Genomic DNA, 20,308 nt, shown 5'->3' on the forward strand with positions numbered 1-20,308 from the left:
GCCCTTTAATATCAAAAAAATGCGTAAGTTTGCATTTAGAATATAACCATAAACTATCAAGATGAGCGATTTAAAGAAAGCCTTTGCAGGCAAGTTATTAAGGATCAAAGCGATCAAGTTGCAACCAAATGACCCTTTCACGTGGGCGAGTGGATGGAAGTCTCCCTTCTATTGTGACAACCGCAAGACATTATCATACCATGATGTGCGTTCGTTTGTGAAGTTAGAACTGGTGCATGCAGTGCTGAAGAACTTCCCAGAAGCTACTGCTGTTGCTGGCGTGGCGACTGGAGCTATTGCGCAAGGAATGCTTGTTGCTGACGAACTAACATTGCCTTATGCTTATGTAAGACCAAAGCCAAAGGATCACGGAATGAAGAATCAGATTGAAGGAGAGCTTCCCGCTGGTGCTAAGGTGGTTGTTGTTGAAGACCTAATATCAACAGGTGGCTCTTCTTTAAAGGCTGTTGCTGCTCTTAGAGAAGCTGGTTTTGATGTTGTAGGTATGGTTGCTTCTTATACTTATGGCTTCCCCGTTGCTGAGAAAGCATTCCAAGAAGCAGGTGTGAAGCTCGTCACCTTAACCGATTATGAGCATGTTGTTGAAAAGGCATTAGAGACTGGTTACATCAAAGAAGCCGATGTCTCTATGCTACATGAGTGGCGCAAGGATCCTGCGAATTGGCAGAAAGACTAAGAAAAAATAATCAATAAACACAATGACAAAGTTTGAAAGCGGTATAAAACAAATCCCTCACTCACAGAGAAGCGTGTATGCTATGTTGAGTGATCTTAGTAACATACAACGTTTGAAAGACCATCTTCCAGAGGAGGCAACCGATAACGACGAGATGAATAAGGTAAAGGATAAACTCAAGAACCTTAGTTTCGACCAAGACTCCTTATCGATCAACGTGGATCCAATTGGGCAAGTTTCAATGCGTATCATAGAGCGTGATGAACCCAAGATGATCAAGCTGGAGAGTGAGAAGTCGCCCTTTGCTTTCAAGTTCTGGATACAAGTCCTACCAGTAACGGAGGCGTCTTCTAAGATGAAGCTAACTATTGATGCAGACATCCCATTCTTTGCTAAGTCGATGGTTGCAAAGCCTTTGCAAGAGGGCATAGAGAAGATTGCTGATGCGTTGGCAATGATTCCTTTTGAATAAAACAGAGCCTATGAAAGGTATTATTAAGTATGTTGTGTTCATGCTCTTATTGTCTTTCTCTTCTTGTGGGGACAACTTCGATTACGAATACAGCAACTATCATCCTTACTTCACGTTCAACAATGGCACGCATAACGATGCTATCCTTGCAACTGCCATGAATGCTTTTTCACCGGGAGTGTTCTGTGTCATCAAGTCGTCAGAGACGAGTGGGAAGTATTGTTTTGAGTTCTCGAACAATCAAGGACTACGCTCTTCTGCACCCGTATGGTTCGATGCCATCGATATGAGATTAGAGTCTTGGAAGCATGTAGGGATGAACAATGGACTCATTGTTGGTTATGGGAATTTAGATAACCCAGCCGTTTTTTTCGCCTATGATCTTCAATGTCCTAACTGCTTCGACATGCACGATTTGCCCCTACGAAGCTATGAGTTAACAGTCAGCAACACGGGTGTTGCCACTTGTAATCACTGTCATCGCAGGTATAATCTCAATACGGGTGGTAACATTGTAAGCGGTGCATCGGGTAAAAAACTAACCCGTTATCGTGCCAACAGTACTGGTCCTTTTGGGGTATTAGGCGTTAGTTAGAATCGTCCTAATATGAGTGATAAAATAAGAAGAGCCTCTCTTTGATTCGAAGAGAGGCTCTTTTCATATCAAAGAGACGCCCTCTTGACCATGAAGAGACGCCCTCTTTGAATGGAAAAGATACAAACCTGTAGGGACAGACGCCCTCGTTGGAAACCCCACCCAGCCTCCCCCAAGGGGAGGAGTGCCTACCGGTAGTTGGTTAGAATAGGTATTTCCAACCAGAGATGAAGCCTTGAAGTAGGGACAGACGCCCTCGTCTGTCCGCTATAAAAGTAGGATGTTTCGGACAGACGAGGGCGTCTGTCCCTACTTTGTGGCACCATTTGGATAGGAGTTAACCTTTATCAGTGCTCAAAAAGATAGTTTCTAATCAAAAAAACAAGTAAATCTTTTGCCAGTTCGGAGATTTAGCCTTATCTTTGCAAACGGTTTGCCGCAATGGTGGAATTGGTAGACACGAGGGACTTAAAATCCCTTGGCCAGTAATGGCTGTGCGGGTTCGAGTCCCGCTCGCGGCACTTCTTCTTAAATCTCTATGCGCATGAAGCGAATAGTTTATATGTTTTTACTCTCCTTACTATTGGTTTCTTGTGGTACTCGCAGTGGTTACTTCAAGATGGAGGGACGCTTCCTGCATATAAATCAAGGCGAACTTTACGTGTACAGTCCAGATGGTGGTATCAAGGGAGTAGATACTATCAAGGTGGAAACTGGGCGTTTTTCTTATGAGATACCATGTAGCAGGTCTGCCACTCTTGTTATAGTCTTTCCCAATTACTCAACGCAACCTATCTTCGCAGAATCAGGTGAGGCTGTGGAGGTGAAAGCCGATGCTTCACACCTTAAAGAGATGGAGGTGGAGGGTACGGAGGCTAATGAACTGATGACAAAGTTCCGTAAGCAGATTGCGAGTGTGGCTCCTCCTCAAGAACTCAAATACGCTATTCAGTTTATTAAAGACCATCCCGAGTCGCCTGTAAGCGCATATTTATTAAACCGATATCTTATTCAAACAGAATCTCCCGACTATAAGTTGGCAGCCCAACTGCTCCCTCTTTTGATGAAGGAACAACCCGAGAACACTGCTTTGGGTCGTCTTAACCGGCAAATAAAAGACTTAGGTAATGTGATGGTGGGTAGTAAGTTGCCTCGTTTTGCAGCTAAAGACGTGAACGGAAAGGCTGTGAATGATGCAATGTACAGCAATAAGAACGTTGCAATCATCAGTGTTTGGGCAACGTGGAGTTATGAAAGTTTGGATATACAACGAGCCTTGAACGATGCTGTGAAGGCTGGTAAAATAGCCGCATTAGGCATTTGTGTGGATGCAAACCCTAAGGAGGTGCGCCAATCACTGGTACGTGATGACATCCAGTTTCCCAATGTCTGCGATGGAAAAATGCTGAGTTCACCATTGTTAAAGACGTTCGGACTGACTATGATACCTGATAATATCGTCATACGCAATGGTAAAGTAACAGAGAGAAACATTACTGCCAATACCATACGTCAGCGTTATGGCGTTGAATAAAAACTACTAACGTGCTTGTAAAAACATTCTGTGCAGCTGTCAACGGAATGGAAGTTACCACCGTGACAGTCGAAGTAAGCATTACACGAGGCGTCTTGTTTCATCTTACCGGACTTGCTGATGCCGCGGTAAAGGAGAGCCACGACCGTATTGCAGCAGCCCTTCTCAATACTGGATACAAGTTTCCTGTAGCCGACATCACGGCTAATCTTGCGCCAGCCGACCTCAAAAAGGAAGGTTCCAGCTTTGATCTTCCATTGGCAATAGCCATCCTTGCCGCCAATGACAAGATGAGTAATGACCGCTTGAAAGCCTTTATGCTGGTGGGGGAATTAAGTCTTGATGGTACGTTGCAACCTGTGAAAGGTGTGCTACCGATTGCTATTAAGGCACGAGCAGATAAGTTCCAAGGTATTATTGTGCCGAAAGCTAATGAGCACGAAGCAGCTGTTGTGGATAAATTGGAGGTCTATGGCATGGAGAACATATTGCAGGTTATTGACTTCCTGAATGGTACAACCAATCCAGAACCTTGTTATGTCGATACGAGAAAAGAGTTTTATGAACATCAATATGCCTTCGATCTCGACTTTGCTGACGTCCGCGGGCAAGAGAATGTGAAGCGTGCTTTGGAGGTAGCAGCCGCTGGTGGGCACAATCTCATTATGGTTGGACCACCTGGAAGTGGTAAGAGTATGATGGCAAAGAGGCTTCCCTCCATCCTTCCTCCGCTATCCCTTGCAGAGAGCTTAGAGACAACTCAGATACACTCCATCGCTGGGAAGTTAGGTAGAGACGCTGGATTGATTACGCAGCGACCCTTCCGAAGTCCGCACCACACCATCTCTGAGGTTGCACTCGTTGGTGGGGGAGCCAATCCAATGCCGGGTGAAATCACCTTAGCACATAATGGTGTACTCTTCTGCGATGAGCTTCCTGAGTTCAATAAGCATACCTTAGAAGTTCTTCGACAGCCTTTGGAGGATCGTCATATAACGATTTCTCGTGCCAAATACACGGTCACTTACCCTTGTAGTTTCATGTTCGTGGCGAGTATGAATCCCTGTCCTTGTGGCTACTTTGCCGATCCTACGCATCATTGTGTGTGTACTCCAGGGCAGATACAGAAGTATCTTGCGAAGATATCAGGGCCTCTCATGGATCGAATTGACATCCAATGCGAGATAGCTCCGCTCCCTTTCAAAGACATCTCACAAGCAGCTGCGGGCGAATCGAGTGCTGTTATTCGTGAAAGAGTTATCCGAGCGCGAGCCATACAGACGGAGCGTTTCCGCGAATACCGCAATGTTCACTGTAATGCACAGATGTCCGAGCGGCTCATCCACACGTTTGCTGAACCAGACGCAGCCTCTATGGAGTTGCTTCGGAATGCTATGGAGCGGTTGAAACTGTCGGCACGTGCTTACAACCGAATACTAAAGGTGGCTCGTTCAATAGCCGACTTAGAAGGTTCGGAGGCTGTCCTTTCACAGCACATAGCCGAGGCGATAGGTTATAGAAACTTGGATAGAAGCGATTGGGCAGAGCGTTGAAAAGAGGTAAAGGAATATGAAGAAACTACTCATTTCTTAAACAATAATCTGTCAGGATATTCCCTCCTTTGAAAGTTTTGGAGAACTTTACCCTGTAAGTAAAGAATTGTTAAGCAAAGGGGTGTAACTGTTAACATCGACGAAATGTACTTTCGTGGGGCACGGGTGTCGGACCCGTGCCCCACGAGTCGTACACCCGTGGGGCACAAGTCCTATTCACCTTCTAATGAATATCTACTAACGTTTCGAACAAAACTTTGTTCCCTTCCTCTCAATGGTATTCAATCCCCTTATTCAAAGGTGTTAAACACTTACGATGAAAGGTGTTAAACACTGTTGCCTAAAGGTGTTTAACACTGTTGATCAAAGGTGTTTAACACTCTTGACCAAAGGTGTTAAACACTCTTGGTAGAGGACCTTTTAGGTGCCTAAAAGTCGACATCAAAGGGACGCATAAAATTGTTCGCGAAGAATCTGGAAATAGTTCGCGAACAAAATCGAAATTGTTCGCGAACAATTTGAAAAGAGTTCGCGAACAATTCGGGAAGAGTTCGCGAACAATTCGGGAAAAGTTCGCGAACTCTTTTCTGCGTTTCTTAGTACTGGCTTTTCCTGCCCTTCTGATAGGAAAAGTAAACAGGTGTGCAGACAGGAGATAACTCCGTGTTCTACACACCTGTTGTTAGTAGATATCTGGGGAAGTTTATTCAGTCTTCCACAGTTTGTATCCGTTGCGCCTTTCGCTGGTGTTACTTACCGTCAGCGTGCCATTGTCAAAGTGCAGATTATAGCAAATTTTAGAATTGTAGGGGTAAGGTGTACTCGTCCAGTAGTCTCCACAGGTTCTGAAATACATGAGTTCATCTCCCGAATAACGCCCCATGGCCGGTAGGAAGAAATAGTCGTTGAGCTTACTTGGAGTTCCCTGTGTTATAGTTTGGGATGGCGGAGTCTCATAAACTTTTTTATTGGCACGGTTCTGTCCATCAGGAGAAGCGGTCTTGAGATCAGCAGCGGTCTTACCTTCCTTTTGGGCAATCACACTCGCTTTCTTGAGCCATATACCGCCAGTGTACAGATGTCCCCAAACTGACCAAAGCGTTGTGTTGTCCCAGTGTGGGTCACCTTTCTTGCAGTACCACATAAGTTCATTGATGTTAGGGCAGTCCTTCGCCGTTTTGCTGGCTGCTGTTGGGAATGTGGCTGCGTTGTACCATCGGTCAGCGTCAGAACTGGTTGGGATGTTGGTGCCTGGCACATTTTCTTTCTTCGGCTGTTCGCCCTTGTGTCCGTACCAGTACTCTTGTTTGGCGTCCCACATATAGTAATCGTCCTCATAGCTTCTGATGGACAGCGCGGCAGGCATGTCATAGTAGCCGTTCGGATCATACGTGAACTCGCCGAAAGTCTTTGTGATGGCACCTGATACATTCGTATCTTTGTCCTTGACGTAATATTTCACGGTGAGCTTGTACTTACCGGGCATGATAACCATGAACATTCGCCCCGCTTCACATTTTTTTCCCAAAGCATCGTTTTGCATGATGAAGCCGTCATTGCTGCCTGAGACTTTGGGTGTCAGTGTGATCGTATTCGTGCTGCCCGAGCCAGTGAGCTCTCCATTCGTGTTTAGTGTGTAGGCTCCCGCAATGTTCTTGTCGGCTGTCACCTCAATCTTTGTCACATAGACATTGGTCAACGCGTGATCGTAAGTAGGATTGAAGCAAAGATAGGCGGCTGCATGCTTTAGCTTGAACTTGTACTGTCCGCTAGGCTGCCTTACGGCTTCATCCGAGCCACAATCGCCCGATACTCCGAAGTGGAGGGTGTTGTCAGGGCCGTTCTGCTCCTGTTCGGAAGCAATGGTTACATTGTTTCCAGTGCCGTTTGCCCCAGGATAATAAACTCTGTACTTATTTTGGGTATATGTGCCAGGCATCTTGAATTTAAATGCAAGCACATTCGTACCCGACACCGTATTACTGCTTTGCTGAAACGTACCTGCATCATCTTTTACAAAGATTTTGTCGCCAGCCTCCCAGTAGAAGTCTCCTTTGCCATAATTGAACGATGTGCGTGTTGTGCTTTCCTCTCCTGTGACGAAACTTGTCTGTGCTGTTTCCGTAGTTTCTTCACCAGTATTTGTGCTGTTCGCTGTCTGTATATCGTCATTTGAACAGCCTGCAACTGTTAGCAGCAGAGCTGCCATAGTCCATTGATAATATGATTTGATATTCATTTTGGTGTTTTATGTTTCTTGTTGTCTCTAGCTTTGCCTTTTTAGTCTTCCCATGTCGTTGGTACATTCTCTTCGCCACTTCTGGAGAAGAAGGAACGCTTGGCACCACTGCTTGATTCTTCCGCAGGACCTGTTTTGTGGTCGCCTTTTTGGTGGTCTCCAGGGTAGGAGGCTTCCAGTATCGAACTGTCGATACAAGCATACATCACTTCAATTTTGGGTCTCTGATAAATTTTCTTTGTTTGTTCTTTACTCATTGTTATCTTGGTTTAAATGGTTATAGTGGATAGTTTTAGTATGAATTACCTGTGGTGAAAGGGAGGACTCTCCCTGATCAACATAGAGGCATCATTTGTTCTTATCATGTCATAACGACATTCCTCTTTTAAAGAAACTACTTCAAATAGTTATAATTCGGCTGCAAAAGTACGTATATTCTTCTTGTTTTACCCCCCCCGATTGTTAAATTATCAAAATAATATAAAAGAAGTCGTGAGTAAGAGAAAGGGTAAATACCATGATTGTTTTATCTTTTCTTTGTCGAATGCGTATTGCGCTGCCGCAGGATGCATATTTCCACACTGTTAGATGCGGTGAGCGTTGTTGCCAGATGCGGTGAGTGCGGCGACAAGATACGCATCTGTCAACGGTTAGATACGTATCTGTCGGCAGCGTAATGCGTATCTGTCAGCGACTAAATATGGTAATTACTATGTGTTGCAATGTAAGAAGGTACTTTAACAAAGGGTTTTTTGTATTGCCAATAGTGGCAAAGTATTTAGGTTAGATGTATTCCAATTACACCTTATTATATATGTGCTAACCCATATTATATATATGTGCTAACCCACTTCTATTGTTCCATCCTTATTCACTTTCAATCGCGGCTTGAGCTGTGGTGCAGCTGGTTGAGGCTTCTGTTGTCTTACAGGAGCAGGTTTATGTTGTGGAACAGGCTTAGCTTTAACAGGCTTTGGTGCCGTTGTCTGTTGTCTAACGGGAGCTTTCTTCGTAGGTTGATGAGTAGCTGCATTCTTCTTGTTGGGTACTATTCTGCTCTTCATCTCACCACCAACATAAGTACCATTAGGTCCTTTCGTCCGATACGCATAGAATGTACTTTTAGGGAGATATACAGTATCTTCGACACATAGACCATCATCGTAACGTGCGTGTTCGATAATCTTTTGCCCAGTATCATCGTACACGTAGGTCATTCCCTGTAGTAGTCCATTCTCGTAGTTCTCAATGTATTCAAGATAAGGAGTTGCACAGGGACGATTCATCTTTTGGTACTTGATGAGCTTACCCTGCTTCTTCCCTTTGCTGTAACTCACGATACTTTCGATGTTACCAAATGCATCGTAATACTTCACCTGCCCATCCCTTAGACCGTCCTTATAGTCTTCTTCCATGGAGAGGCTCCCGTTCTCCTTATATGAAACACAGTGTCCTTCTAATAACCCCGTCTTCTTATCCCTATAAGTAATCGACTTTATCTGTCCGTTGTCATAGGTTTCTACGATCTTCTTCACCTGTGCGTTACACGCTAAAGGTAGTGCGATAAGGAGGAGCAGAAGAACTTGAATCTTTCTCATACTATACTCGTGCTTAATACTCATTGCTTTAGTATCTTGTGTTCAGTCGCAAACTTATACTCATACTTCAGGTAGCCTTCCTTCAAAGTAAGGCTTGCGATGTAGTGTTCATCATCAGTATTACTGTTCTTTTTGGTCGCTCTGAACCATATCTTCTGATTGTCTCTTATAACGCCACCTATCTTCATTGGAAGCTCAAGAGAGTGTGTCCAAAGAATCACCCCATTAGTGTTTCGAAGTTGAAGAACCGTTGGCGCATCCTCCGAGATACTAGCATTATACTCTATAAGGATATACTTCGAGTCTTGGTAATCAATCTTTGAATTGAATCCAGCAAACCAATCTGTTATTGCGTTATGACTAATCATTCGACCGTCACCACGCGGAGTATCTGTCACACCATATAGGAAGTAACCAGCGTCTTGAGGGTCTCCTAAGTGATACATGAAGCGTATTCTCCATAATCGGTTTAGGCTTTTTTGGCTAGAGGATTCGCTCGCTTCCTTTCGATCTAATATATAGAACACACTATCATGAACCTCTCCATTGAGTTCAGAAGCAGGTAGTTGCTGGGCGTATTCATAGGCTTCCTTCGTATAAAGACGGTCTGTGGCGGGAAAGTAATAATAGGTCTCTGCCATATTGTTGGTGACCTTGAACCCCTCACCTACGCCCGCCGTACTTGCGTGGTCTTCGTAGGTATCAGAGATAAACTCTACTGATGAGATACCACTTGACATCGCTTTCTTCTTGGCGAAGATAGTCTTTGAGACATTCTTTAGCGTGAGTGTTTGTGCGTCAATCTCGAGTATAAACTGGCTAGGAATCGTGATATACCACTTCTTGGCTTGGTTCAGATGTTGTATATCAAGCATGTGGAAAGCTGTCATACCAATCTTCCTCGCATCGTCATCACTGATGAGAAGTTTGTCAGCTAACACCTTTCCGCTATCCGGATCGATAAATCCATAATAGTAACCATTCGATGAGGTTCTATTGTTGTAGAATGTGTTATGGAAACGGCGATCGGTTAGATAGAAGAAGCAAACACGTCCGTCATGCTTCACAGGGACGATGGCTTTATAAGTGTCATCTACTTCGAGGGAGTCGTCTGAACTAAGGTCTGGACTGGAAGAGTGGAATCCGAAGAGCATAATACAGAACAGAAAGAATAAGACACCACCGATGATGACGAATGCTTGTATCGCATTGCTCATAGAGACGTTAGCGTCTCCTTTAATGCGCGTGAAGCCCCCATCGTCAAAATGATGCTTAACATGAATGGTTATATCATCGTCATCTAAGAAGTATTCCGTTCCACAGTTTTTACAGCGATAGAGCTTTTCATCCAGTTGAATATGCTTCTCACTACCGCAGTTCGGACACTTTATAGGTCTTATCTTTGTTGACATTTTTTTACAGAATCAGTGCTTATGATTGTTTCTTATAGTGGATGGCTAAATAACTCAAGATGCCTTCTACAGCCGTAAAGATAGCGAAGAGGATAATCCACCAGTTGTCTTTTACGCTGCTCGGAGCCATTAGTCCACTGCCAAACTCTATGATGCTGGCAAAGAGGAAGAGCATTCCTAAACTCAAACGATGTGTTCGTTCTGCACCAAGAGCAAACAACATGACCACCAACAGGGTGTTAACAATGATGGCAGCACTCGTGTAGAGCATGTTTGCTAAGGGGTAAACAGAGAGAACCAGACCTGCAATGATGTTGACAAAGAGGACGGCTATGGCGGGGATTAGGACTTTATTCATAATTTAGAAAGTATTTCGTTCTTCTTTTGTTCGTATTCTTCTGCTGTGATGAGCTGCTCGTCAAGTAACTTTTTGAGCTTCCGCAAGCGTTGAGAAGGGTCACTGCTTGCACCTCCCGATTTGAATATGTCTTGTGCTAACTGCAGTCCGGCACCCATTTGCAAACCAGCTCCTGCCAGTCCACCTTGGTTCTTTGCAGCATCACGCAAGGCTCCTAACTTCTGCAACTCGGTGTAGTCTAGGTCTACTTCGGCTGCTGCTTGCTTTTCTGTAGCCATATTTGCAATGCGCCCAATACGTTCCATCGTATCGTCATCGAATGTGACTGATGCAATACGGAAGTCGGTTAACTCTAAACCAAGGCGTGATAACTCCTCTGACGTCTTCTCTCGTAGTTCATTAGAAAGCTCTTCTAAGTGCGTATCCACCTCTTTGTAAGGGTATGCTTTGACTGCCAGAAAGTTGGTGAGTGGCGTTATGATGCGTGAAGAAACAAGTTCCTGCACATCCTCTACATAGTAATTTGCGACGGTACCAAGCACCGTAACAAACATTTGTGATGCGTCTTGAATCCTTACGGAGAAGTTTCCGCAGGCTCCAAGTGCCACAGGTATGTTGTAATAGGGTTCTATATACTTCACTGGCGAGGCTGTTCCCCAAAGGATATTCACCATCTCTGCCGTGCGGAAGAAGTAGAACCTCATCTTGTGTTCGCTCTCTGCTTGCTGCGCAATGTTAAGCAGTGTGGTGATAAAAGGATGATTATCGGTCTCCATCTCATAGATCCCAGGCTCGGTAAGCGTACCTTTCACTTGCCCATCATAGACGATAATGCAGCCCTGACCGGGTGCTATAATGAGCTTACTAGCATCCTTTATTTCGTCAGTCGTTGTCTCCAACTGATGGAAAAGTAGCCTGCTGTCTTGGTCTTTCCACTCTATGACAGTTCTTAATTGCCGTTTAAATAAGTTCTTTATACTCATAGCCTCTATTGTTACTTATCAATAAATTACATTCTTTCTTATCGTATAATACGTTGTAGTAAAACCTCTTAACGTTCTGCAAATATAATGATTTGTATTGAAAACAGCAAGAGATTCCTAAAGAATGAAGGGTTTATTTTAGTTGACGGGTTGACGAGTTGACAAGTAAACAAGTTGTTAGTTCAAGTTGACAAGTACACGAGTTAACGGGTTAACAAGTTATTAGTTCGAGTTGACAAGTACACGAGTTAACGGGTTGTAAGTTATTAGTTCTGTTAGATGTAGCCCCACAAAGTAGGGACAGACGCCCTCGTTGGAAACCCCACCCAGCCTCCCCCAAGGGGAGGAGTGCCTGCTGGTAGTTGGTTAGAATAGGTATTTCCAACCAGAGATAATGCCTTGAAGTAGGGACAGACGCCCTCGTTGGAAACCCCACCCAGCCTCCCCCAAGGGGAGGAGTGCCTACTGGTAGTTGGTTAGAATAGGTATTTCCAATCAGAGATAATGCCTTGAAGTAGGGACAGACGCCCTCGTCTGTCCGCTATATAAGTAGGGTGTTTCGGACAGACGAGGGCGTCTGTCCCTACAGATTTGTATCTTTTCCATTCAAAGAGGGCGTTCCTTTGTATCAAAGAGAGGCTTTCTTCATTGCAAGGAAACGCCCTCTTCAAAGCGAAGAGAGCGTTTCCTTGTTTTGTCTTTAGCATTTCCGACTAATGAGGCATTGCCTTGTTACACATCAACCAACCATCCCATGGTTAGCTTCCGTTAGGCGCTCCTCCCCTTTGGGGAGGCTGGGAGGGGTAGTGGAGGAGGTTGTTAGGAGGCAAAAAAAGGGAAAGAGCCATCATAACTCTTCCCCTTTTCGAGTCGGGATGACCGGATTCGAACTGGCGACCCCTACGTCCCGAACGTAGTGCGCTACCAACTGCGCTACATCCCGATAGCCTTTGCAAGCAGTTGCAAAGGTAGTTATTTTTTCGGAACTAGTGCAATGTTTTATTCTCTTTTTATACTGACTTAGAGCAAGTCTGGCAGTTCGAAGAGTCTTATTCCATTGCTTCCTTTGATAAGGATATAGTGGTTCTCTGGTTGATGATGGGCTATTTCCGCTTTCACCTCATCGACATTCTTAAACTTACGGAAGTCTGTATTGGTCTTCAGAAATTCCTCTCCTACGAGCCAAACATTCGTTAACCCTGCTGCTTTGAGCAGTTCTACAACCTTTTGGTGTTCCTCTGCTGAAGCTGCACCAAGCTCTCTCATGTCTCCGAGAATAGCCATCTTGTGTTCAACCTCCATAAGTCGGAAGTTCTCAATAGCAGCTGCCATGCTGGACGGGTTAGCGTTATAAGCATCCACAATGAGCTTGTTGTGGGCAGTTTCTGTGAGCTGTGAACGGTTGTTATGAGGGATGTAACTCTCTAAGGCGTGGTTTATCTGCTGTGGAGTTACACCAAAGTGTAGACCGATGGTGATAGCAGCCAACATGTTATCAAGGTTGTACGAGCCGATGAGGTGAGTCTGTACTTCGTATATTGTATTGGCTGGTTGCTGCTTATTGAGGCTTGACGACTGCCATTCGAATTTGAGGAAAGGAGCACAACTGATTACCTTTCCTTGTACGTCGGCAGTATCATCTTGCCCGTAAGTGATAATGCGGTCGAATTCACGTTGCGCCGCCATCTCTGTGAGGTCGGCATTACTTTCGTTCAAGAAGAGTAAGGCGTCATGCGCTTTTAGATAGTCGTATAGCTCGCCTTTGGTACGTTTTACGCCCTCAAAGCTGCCGAATCCCTGTAGATGAGCACGACCGACATTTGTAATCAAACCGCACGTTGGCTCTACATAAGTTACTAATTTCTTGATGTCACCGGGGTGAGATGCACCCATCTCAATGACAGCTATCTCATCATCAGAGCCTATTCCGAGCAATGTGCGAGGCACACCAACATCGTTGTTATAGTTCGCTTCCGTGTGATGAACCTTATATTTCTCAGCTAAGACAGTAGAGATAAGCTCCTTACTGGTGGTCTTTCCGTTCGTTCCTGTAATGCCAATGACGGGGATAGAGAACTGACGTCGGTGCTCGCGAGCGAGTTCTTTGTAAGTAACGAGGGCATCCTCCACTAAGATAATACGCTTATCAGTGGGGTCGGCATACTCTTTTTCGTCAACAATAGCATAGCTGCAACCTTTGTCCAAAGCAGCTTTTGCAAACTTATTACCGTCGAATAATGCTCCTTTCAATGCTATGAAGATACTTCCTTCAGGGCAGTATCGACTGTCAGTAGTCACTGTTGGGTGACTTAGATAAATCTTATAAATCTCCTGTATGTCCATGAATTCAACTTTATTCTATGGTGCAAAGATAGTCTAAAAGGCAGACAATGCAAAGCAAAGAGAACCTTTTTAACAGATAGACAATTATTGTTCTCCATCAGTGTTAGGCTTTGGCAAGAGTGCTGCTCACCGATGTCCTATATATATAAGGTGTAACAGCTGTGATGCAGCTAAGCTTTTGAAGTATCGTTATAAATCGAATATTTATAATGTTTTGTAACGCTTTTTGAGTTTAAAGTACAATTTAGTTACGATTTTTTGGTTTGTTAAGTAATTCTTTATACCTTTGCACTTATTTAATAAGAAATAGTCACATTTTATATATTAAGCTTATGGTTAAAAGATTGTCAATGGTTTTATTTGGTCTGTTCCTATGCTTAGGTGTAGCAATGGCACAGAGTGAGATCTCTGGAACTGTTGTGTCTTCAGAAGATGGAGAGCCTATTGTAGGTGCGTCCGTACTTGTTGTTGGGACACAGATGGGTACTGTCACTGATATTGATGGTAACTTCCATCTATCAGTTCCAGAGGGTAAGAAGCAGTTAAGAGTACAATATGTTGGACTCAAAACTGTGGTTGTTCCTGTAAAAAATGGTATGAAGGTTGTGTTGAAACCAGACGCTGGCTCGCTTGAAGAAGTTATCGTTACTGGTTATGGAAACTTTAAGAAATCAAGCTTTACAGGTGCTGCTGCAAACGTAGACCCAGGTAAGTTGGCAGACGTACCAGTAGCCTCTGTGCAGGATAAACTGTCTGGTTCTGTACCTGGAGTAACGGTTACTAGTTCATCAGGTGCGCCTGGTGCTGTAAGCAATATACGTATCCGTGGTATGGGATCTATCAATGCTGGCAATGATCCATTGTATGTTATTGATGGTACACCAATGGTATCTGGTGATATTAACGCATTCGGTCAGGGTCAGTTCAATGATACTGGTACGGACATCTTAGCCACTTTGAACAGCAATGACATTGAGTCAATAACGGTCATCAAGGATGCTGCTGCAGCTTCTTTGTATGGTTCTCGTGCTGCCAATGGTGTGGTAGTTATCACAACCAAGAGCGGTAAGAAAGGTAAGACGCATGTAGACTTCCGTAGTGACTGGGGCTTCTCTAACATGGCTATCAATTATCGTCCAATGCTGGATGGTGACGCTCGTCGTGCTGTTCTCTCACGTGGTTTGGAGAACTATGCCATATATAAAGAGGGCAAATCAAAGGCTGATGCAGCTGCATTCGCTAAGGATCAGATTGATGACTACGCTGCTAAACCAGTCGTAGGATACGATGCTAATAACAAACCAATCTATGGTTGGACCAATTGGAAGGATCTTCTCTTTAAGACGGGACACCATCAGAACTATCAAATAAGCCTTAGTGGTGGTAGTGATAACACACAGTTCTATACCTCTCTGTCATATATGAAGCAGACAGGTATCACCGCTAACCAAGGTTTGGAACGCTTTACTGGTAATGCAAACCTTACTCATAAGTTCGGAAGATTTACTTTGTTATACTCTGGCTTGTTCTCTAAAATAAACCAGCAGTTGGCTAATGAGAGTACTTCTTATACCAGTTCAATTGCGCATTATGCGTTCTATGATAGCCCTTCAGCTGTTGCCTATCTTCCTGACGGCTCATTGGCACCAGGTACGAAAACAGGCTCTTATGTACAACTTAACCCTTTGTATGAGTACAAACATTCAAGTGATAAGAACGACGTAAGACGTGCTTTCAACTCTCTGAAGCTCGATTGGAACATCTGGGATGCGCTCCACTTGAGTGAAAAGTTCACTTACGACTATACGTCATCAGTAGAGAATGTCCTCTGGGATCGCTACTCTAACGATGGAGCTCCTGGTGGTTCTCTACAGCGCGTAGTGAGTGCTATCACTCAATTGAATGGTCAGACGCAGCTCAGTTATGCGAAGTCTTTTGGCTTGCACAACGTTGATGCGCTCTTAGGATACGAAACAGAGAAGTTCACTTACAAGTACAATTACATCCAAGGAACCAATTATCCGGGAGATCTCTACGAGCTTTCTAATGCAGGAACAACGAGTGGCTCTAGTAATGCACAGGGTTACACGATGGCAAGTTGGTTAGGTCGTTTGAACTACAACTACGATAACAGATACTATGCAGGTGTCAGTTTCCGTCGCGATGGCAGTAGTCGTTTGGCAAAAGCAAACCGTTGGGGAACCTTCTGGTCAGTGTCTGGTGCATGGCGATTCGGTGCTGAGAAGTTCATGGAAACGGCTAAGAGCGTCCTAAGTGATGGTAAGTTACGTATCAGCTATGGTGTGAATGGAACCTTGCCAAACAGCTATTATGATTATATGAACCTCTTCCAGTTCGGTCAGTATTATGATGGTAAGTCTGGAATGGGTATCGTTGGCATTGGAAACCCAGACTTGAAATGGGAGAAGAACCGTGCTTTTAACGTTGGTTTAGACCTCACTTTCTTCGATAGAATCTCGTTGACTTTCGATTACTACACGCGTAACACCAGTGATCTTATCTATGACTTACCAGTGTCAGCTGTGCCTGGCTATTATTCTGGAGATACATATAGTACGACCACACCAAAGAACATTGGCTCCTTACGCAACACTGGTTACGAGTTTACGATACAAAGTAATAACGTTAACACAAAGGACTTCACATGGACAACCATGCTGAACTTCGGTCATAACCATAATAAGATTACCAAGCTCAATGGTTCTCAGGACGAGATTATCAGTGGTAGATTGATTCACAAGGTGGGTCATACTTACTACAGCTATTACGCTCTTGAGTATGCTGGGGTAGACCCAACTACAGGTAAGGAATCCTATTACATCAATGATGGAACAGCCAATGCACGTAAGACAACAACCGACCCTGCTGCTGCAAAGAAGGTTATCGTAGGTGACCATGAAGCTACTTTGGAAGGTGGTTTGACGAACAATATCAAATGGAAATTCATCGACTTCGGTTTGAACTTTACCTTCTCATTCGGCGGAAAGGCTTACGATGCAGCAAGATGGCAGCACAGTAACGGTGGTAACTTCCTATATGGTGGTGCTGTCCCAGCCTATTATGACATCAACAAGATGTGGACAGGTCCTGGCGACACAAAGGCTACTCTCCCTGCTTTCCAATATGGAAAAGAAGCTACGATAGAGTCTTCTCGCTGGTTGATGCCTACAGACTACTTGCGCTTAAAGAGTCTAACACTTGGTCTCACTGCACCTAACAGCTGGGTATCAAGGATTGGTTTGGCAAAGGCAAGACTTTATTTCTCTGCTTCAAACCTCTTTACTTTGAAGTCAAAAGATCTCTATGTTGATCCCGAGATGCCAGTAAGTGGTCTATGTGTATTCGAGACTCCAGCCTTGAGAACATTCACATTTGGAGTCGAGTTAGGCTTCTAATTTATTAATTGTAGAATTTTTGTTTATGAGAAAATATAATAAGAACATATATGGCTTGGTGCTCGCAGGCACCGTCCTGTTGGGTATGTCATCTTGTGGTGATGACTTCTTCGAGCAGAAACCAGCTGATTCTGTTCCTGCAGATAAGGCTATACAGAATAGTAGTGACCTTGGATCGGCTTATACGGGAATGTATGCTGCCTTGAAAGGAAGTAGTAAGTTGTTTGATTACTATGGGCAACAAATGTTCCTATATGGCGATCTGCACGGTGAAGACTTACAGTATAATACGTTCTACGGAAGTAATCGTGCGAACTTCTATTATTTGATGAGTTACACCACAGCATCCGACTTTAATCGTGACAATGCGATATGGCGTACACCTTATATCGTCATAGGTCGCGCTTGTCGAATCATTGAGGCTGCTGACGGAGGAAAGCTGACTGATAAGACGGATGCGGCAGCTGAGATTGCTAAGGATCGTGCAGAAGCATTGGTACTACGCGCTATGGCAACCTTCGATCTGACCCGTGTTTACGGCAAGACCTATACAGAGGATAATGGTGCTTCACTGGGAGTTCCAGTGGTAACAAGCTCTTTGGAATCGAATGTTAAGCCTGCTCGTAGCACCGTGGCAGAGTGTTATACACAAGTCATCAAGGACTTGAATGAAGCAATTAGCTCTGGCGCATTGTCAACAGAGGTTACTCCTGGATACGTTAGTCTCTATGCGGCGAAGGCTCTCTTAGCACGTGTTTATCTGACAAAGGGCGATTGGGCTAATGCACTTAGCACTGCGGAAGATGTCATCAATAACTCTGGTAGGAGTTTATGGACTACTAATGAGTATGTCAAGGCATGGAAGAAAGACGATGCAGCACACGCCAAAGAGATGCTTTTCGAGTTATCTATCACCAATACGAGCGACTGGAATGACCGTGAAGGTATAGCTTATATGTATGCTGAGAATCGCTCTGATATCCCCGGTTATGGTGATGTTGTCGCAAGCAAGCAGTTTGTTGATCTCCTTGCCCAAGACCCTAAGGACGTTCGTGCAGATGTGTTCCTTGCGCCAAGCAAAGATGCTGCAAATAAGTTCAATGGTGCAAAGGTTTATTTGAATAAGATGCCTGCTTACAATGGTGATGTTCGTTATGCAAATGTCCCATTGTTGCGTCTTTCTGAAGTTTATTTGATAGCTTCCGAAGCGGCATTCAAGGCTGGAAACACTGCAAAAGCTGCCCAGTACTTAAATGAGTTACTGAAGAATAGAACCACAGATGCGTCTCGTCTTGTTACAGCAGCTACTATCACGGCAGCCCGCATATCACTCGAACGTCGCAAGGAATTGGTTGGCGAGGGACAACGTTTCTTTGATGCTATCCGCAACAATGAGACGATCACACGTTATACTAACGAATCCGATCGTGGTTGGAACTCTGTTCTTCCAGCGGAAGTACGCAGTTACAACCGTGATTACTACAAGTCTCTTGCAGCTATACCAAGCTATGAGACGGATGCAAACAAGAATATTAAGCAGAACGATGGTTATGGTCAATAACCAGTTTTGATGCCACTTAACCACTTATTATAAAACGCGGAGGATGTGTCCAACTGGGCACATCCTTTTTTTTTCCCAGATTCTTCTATCATTTGTTAAGAATATCTTTTACAAATTTAATTATCGATATAGAGCCAAATAGGAAGCGATATTCTTCAAAATAAAAACGTATATACCTTTTTTAGAAAACGTACCTCCGTTTTTGGTGAAACGTATATACGTTTTTGGTGAAATGTATATCCGTTTTTAGTGAAACGTATATACGTTTTGGGTGAAAAGTACGTACTTTTTAGGTAAAAATAGGCTATTTTTTCCATTGATGGTCGGTTACTTTCGATTGAAAAGAATGCAAGATTTGCGTAAAACATTGGTTATTAATGAGTTACACGATTGTTCGTAAACTTCTTCAAAACGCGCGTATTTGGCCCAAAGGAGGGTGCTCTTCGATAAAAACGCAGTTATAAGCATAGATTTTAGCAGTATTTCTTTACAAATATAGTAGGTCATTTCCGCTGGTTTCGTCCTATCTATACCATTGGTTCGAATGCTCTTTTCGCCCTTTCTGAACGTTCGATTGAAGTCTAATCGTTGGTGAAAAGCATTGGAACTATCGCCTGTTTGCCTACTGAAACTTATGCTTTTCGCTAAAAAGGTTGGGCTTTTCTGATATAAATGTGCAATATTTACATTACCTTTGTGCCTATGGAGAAGATGAAAACATTGGGTGATGGAACGCCCATAAGCTATACTATCAACGTTCGTGGGCAACTCATCGACTTGGGCGAACCGCTGGTGATGGGAATCATGAACGTTACGCCCGACTCATTCTATGCTAATAGTCGAGTGCAAACGGCTGAGGCTATCCGCCAGCGAGCCCATCAGATTGTTGCTCAAGGGGCTAAGATTATTGATATCGGAGCCTGTTCAACACGTCCCGGAGGCGTTGTTGTCAGTGCAGAAGAGGAGATGCAGCGATTGGCTTTCGCTCTCCCGATTGTCAAAGAAGCCGAGCCTGATGCCATACTATCCATTGATACTTTCCATGCTGATATTGCCCGAAGGACGATTGAGGAGTTCGGTGCAGATATAATCAACGATGTTGAGGAAGGTAAAGACCCTGAAATGTTCCGTACTGTAGCCGAACTTGGGGCACCTTATATCCTTATGTCTACTGCTGCTAACCTTCATGACATGCTTATCGACTTCTCTCGTGAGGTGCAAGAATTGCGCGATTTGGGGCAAAAAGACATTATTCTCGACCCTGGTTTCGGCTTCGGTAAGGATCCTGTAGCGGGCAATTACGAGCTATTAAGCGTCATGGAACGGTTGCAAGTAATGGAACTTCCCATCCTTGTAGGTATTAGTAGGAAGCGAATGATTCATCAACTTTTGGGGATTACCGCGGCTGAAAGTCTGAACGGAACAACCATTTTGAACACAATCGCCCTGCTGAAAGGTGCAAACATACTGCGAGTGCACGATGTTCGTGAGGCGGTTGAGGCTGTGAAGATCGTTGGTGCAATGCGACAAAATACTGTAAAGTGAAA

The 20,308-nt window shown here is 44.1% G+C and carries 15 protein-coding genes and 2 tRNA genes; 9 read left to right on the forward strand and 8 right to left on the reverse strand.

What is annotated here, in order from left to right; all coding sequences use genetic code 11:
- Positions 1 to 61: 61 nt before the first annotated feature.
- The 6 genes from pyrE to J5A55_RS00855 all read left to right on the forward strand — a co-directional run bounded on the left by pyrE (position 62) and on the right by J5A55_RS00855 (position 4,851).
- Positions 62 to 697, forward strand: a complete 636-nt coding sequence (gene pyrE, locus J5A55_RS00830; RefSeq protein ID WP_004384609.1) for an orotate phosphoribosyltransferase — start codon at positions 62 to 64, stop codon at positions 695 to 697.
- 22 nt (positions 698 to 719) lie between these two features.
- Entirely contained in the window at positions 720 to 1,169 is a 450-nt protein-coding gene (locus J5A55_RS00835) for a hypothetical protein (protein ID WP_004384610.1), read from the forward strand.
- Positions 1,170 to 1,179: 10 nt separating this feature from the next.
- Positions 1,180 to 1,764, forward strand: coding sequence for a hypothetical protein (locus tag J5A55_RS00840; RefSeq protein WP_039851606.1), 585 nt, complete (start codon positions 1,180 to 1,182; stop codon positions 1,762 to 1,764).
- 435 nt (positions 1,765 to 2,199) lie between these two features.
- Positions 2,200 to 2,285: transfer RNA gene (locus J5A55_RS00845), tRNA-Leu, on the forward strand.
- Between the two features lie 17 nt (positions 2,286 to 2,302).
- Positions 2,303 to 3,298 (forward strand): DUF4369 domain-containing protein, encoded by a 996-nt coding sequence (locus J5A55_RS00850; RefSeq protein ID WP_039851597.1) that lies wholly within the window; start codon positions 2,303 to 2,305, stop codon positions 3,296 to 3,298.
- 11 nt (positions 3,299 to 3,309) lie between these two features.
- Positions 3,310 to 4,851: a YifB family Mg chelatase-like AAA ATPase gene (locus J5A55_RS00855; protein WP_004384614.1), complete on the forward strand. Its 1,542-nt coding sequence runs from the start codon at positions 3,310 to 3,312 to the stop codon at positions 4,849 to 4,851.
- 703 nt (positions 4,852 to 5,554) lie between these two features.
- Here the strand turns inward: J5A55_RS00855 and J5A55_RS00860 are convergent.
- The 8 genes from J5A55_RS00860 to J5A55_RS00895 all read right to left on the reverse strand — a co-directional run bounded on the left by J5A55_RS00860 (position 5,555) and on the right by J5A55_RS00895 (position 13,784).
- A complete protein-coding gene (locus J5A55_RS00860) occupies positions 5,555 to 7,090 on the reverse strand; it encodes a hypothetical protein (protein WP_004384615.1) in 1,536 nt (511 codons plus the stop codon).
- 41 nt (positions 7,091 to 7,131) lie between these two features.
- A complete protein-coding gene (locus J5A55_RS00865) occupies positions 7,132 to 7,347 on the reverse strand; it encodes a hypothetical protein (protein WP_004384616.1) in 216 nt (71 codons plus the stop codon).
- Between the two features lie 585 nt (positions 7,348 to 7,932).
- On the reverse strand, positions 7,933 to 8,688 hold the full coding sequence (locus J5A55_RS00870; RefSeq protein WP_039851607.1) for a hypothetical protein: 756 nt from the start codon (positions 8,686 to 8,688) through the stop codon (positions 7,933 to 7,935).
- Between the two features lie 20 nt (positions 8,689 to 8,708).
- Positions 8,709 to 10,100 (reverse strand): TFIIB-type zinc ribbon-containing protein, encoded by a 1,392-nt coding sequence (locus tag J5A55_RS00875; RefSeq protein WP_004384618.1) that lies wholly within the window; start codon positions 10,098 to 10,100, stop codon positions 8,709 to 8,711.
- Between the two features lie 19 nt (positions 10,101 to 10,119).
- Positions 10,120 to 10,458 carry a hypothetical protein gene (locus J5A55_RS00880; protein WP_004384620.1) on the reverse strand — a complete coding sequence of 113 codons (339 nt, stop codon included), beginning with the start codon at positions 10,456 to 10,458 and terminating at the stop codon, positions 10,120 to 10,122.
- Positions 10,455 to 11,441: an SPFH domain-containing protein gene (locus J5A55_RS00885; RefSeq protein ID WP_004384621.1), complete on the reverse strand. Its 987-nt coding sequence runs from the start codon at positions 11,439 to 11,441 to the stop codon at positions 10,455 to 10,457. Before J5A55_RS00885 ends, J5A55_RS00880 begins: the two co-directional genes overlap by 4 nt.
- Positions 11,442 to 12,311: 870 nt before the next feature.
- Positions 12,312 to 12,384, reverse strand: a tRNA-Pro gene (locus tag J5A55_RS00890).
- Positions 12,385 to 12,461: 77 nt separating this feature from the next.
- Positions 12,462 to 13,784, reverse strand: a complete 1,323-nt coding sequence (locus J5A55_RS00895; protein ID WP_004384624.1) for a UDP-N-acetylmuramoyl-tripeptide--D-alanyl-D-alanine ligase — start codon at positions 13,782 to 13,784, stop codon at positions 12,462 to 12,464.
- Positions 13,785 to 14,116: 332 nt separating this feature from the next.
- Between J5A55_RS00895 and J5A55_RS00900 the strand changes: the two genes are divergently transcribed.
- The 3 genes from J5A55_RS00900 to folP all read left to right on the forward strand — a co-directional run bounded on the left by J5A55_RS00900 (position 14,117) and on the right by folP (position 20,306).
- Positions 14,117 to 17,200 carry a SusC/RagA family TonB-linked outer membrane protein gene (locus J5A55_RS00900; RefSeq protein WP_039851598.1) on the forward strand — a complete coding sequence of 1,028 codons (3,084 nt, stop codon included), beginning with the start codon at positions 14,117 to 14,119 and terminating at the stop codon, positions 17,198 to 17,200.
- Between the two features lie 25 nt (positions 17,201 to 17,225).
- A complete protein-coding gene (locus tag J5A55_RS00905; protein ID WP_004384628.1) occupies positions 17,226 to 18,761 on the forward strand; it encodes a RagB/SusD family nutrient uptake outer membrane protein in 1,536 nt (511 codons plus the stop codon).
- A gap of 702 nt (positions 18,762 to 19,463) precedes the next feature.
- On the forward strand, positions 19,464 to 20,306 hold the full coding sequence (gene folP / locus J5A55_RS00910; protein ID WP_199879842.1) for a dihydropteroate synthase: 843 nt from the start codon (positions 19,464 to 19,466) through the stop codon (positions 20,304 to 20,306).
- Positions 20,307 to 20,308 lie beyond the last annotated feature (2 nt).

Origin of the sequence: Prevotella veroralis (assembly GCF_018127765.1) — a bacterium.
Lineage (GTDB): Bacteria > Bacteroidota > Bacteroidia > Bacteroidales > Bacteroidaceae > Prevotella > Prevotella veroralis.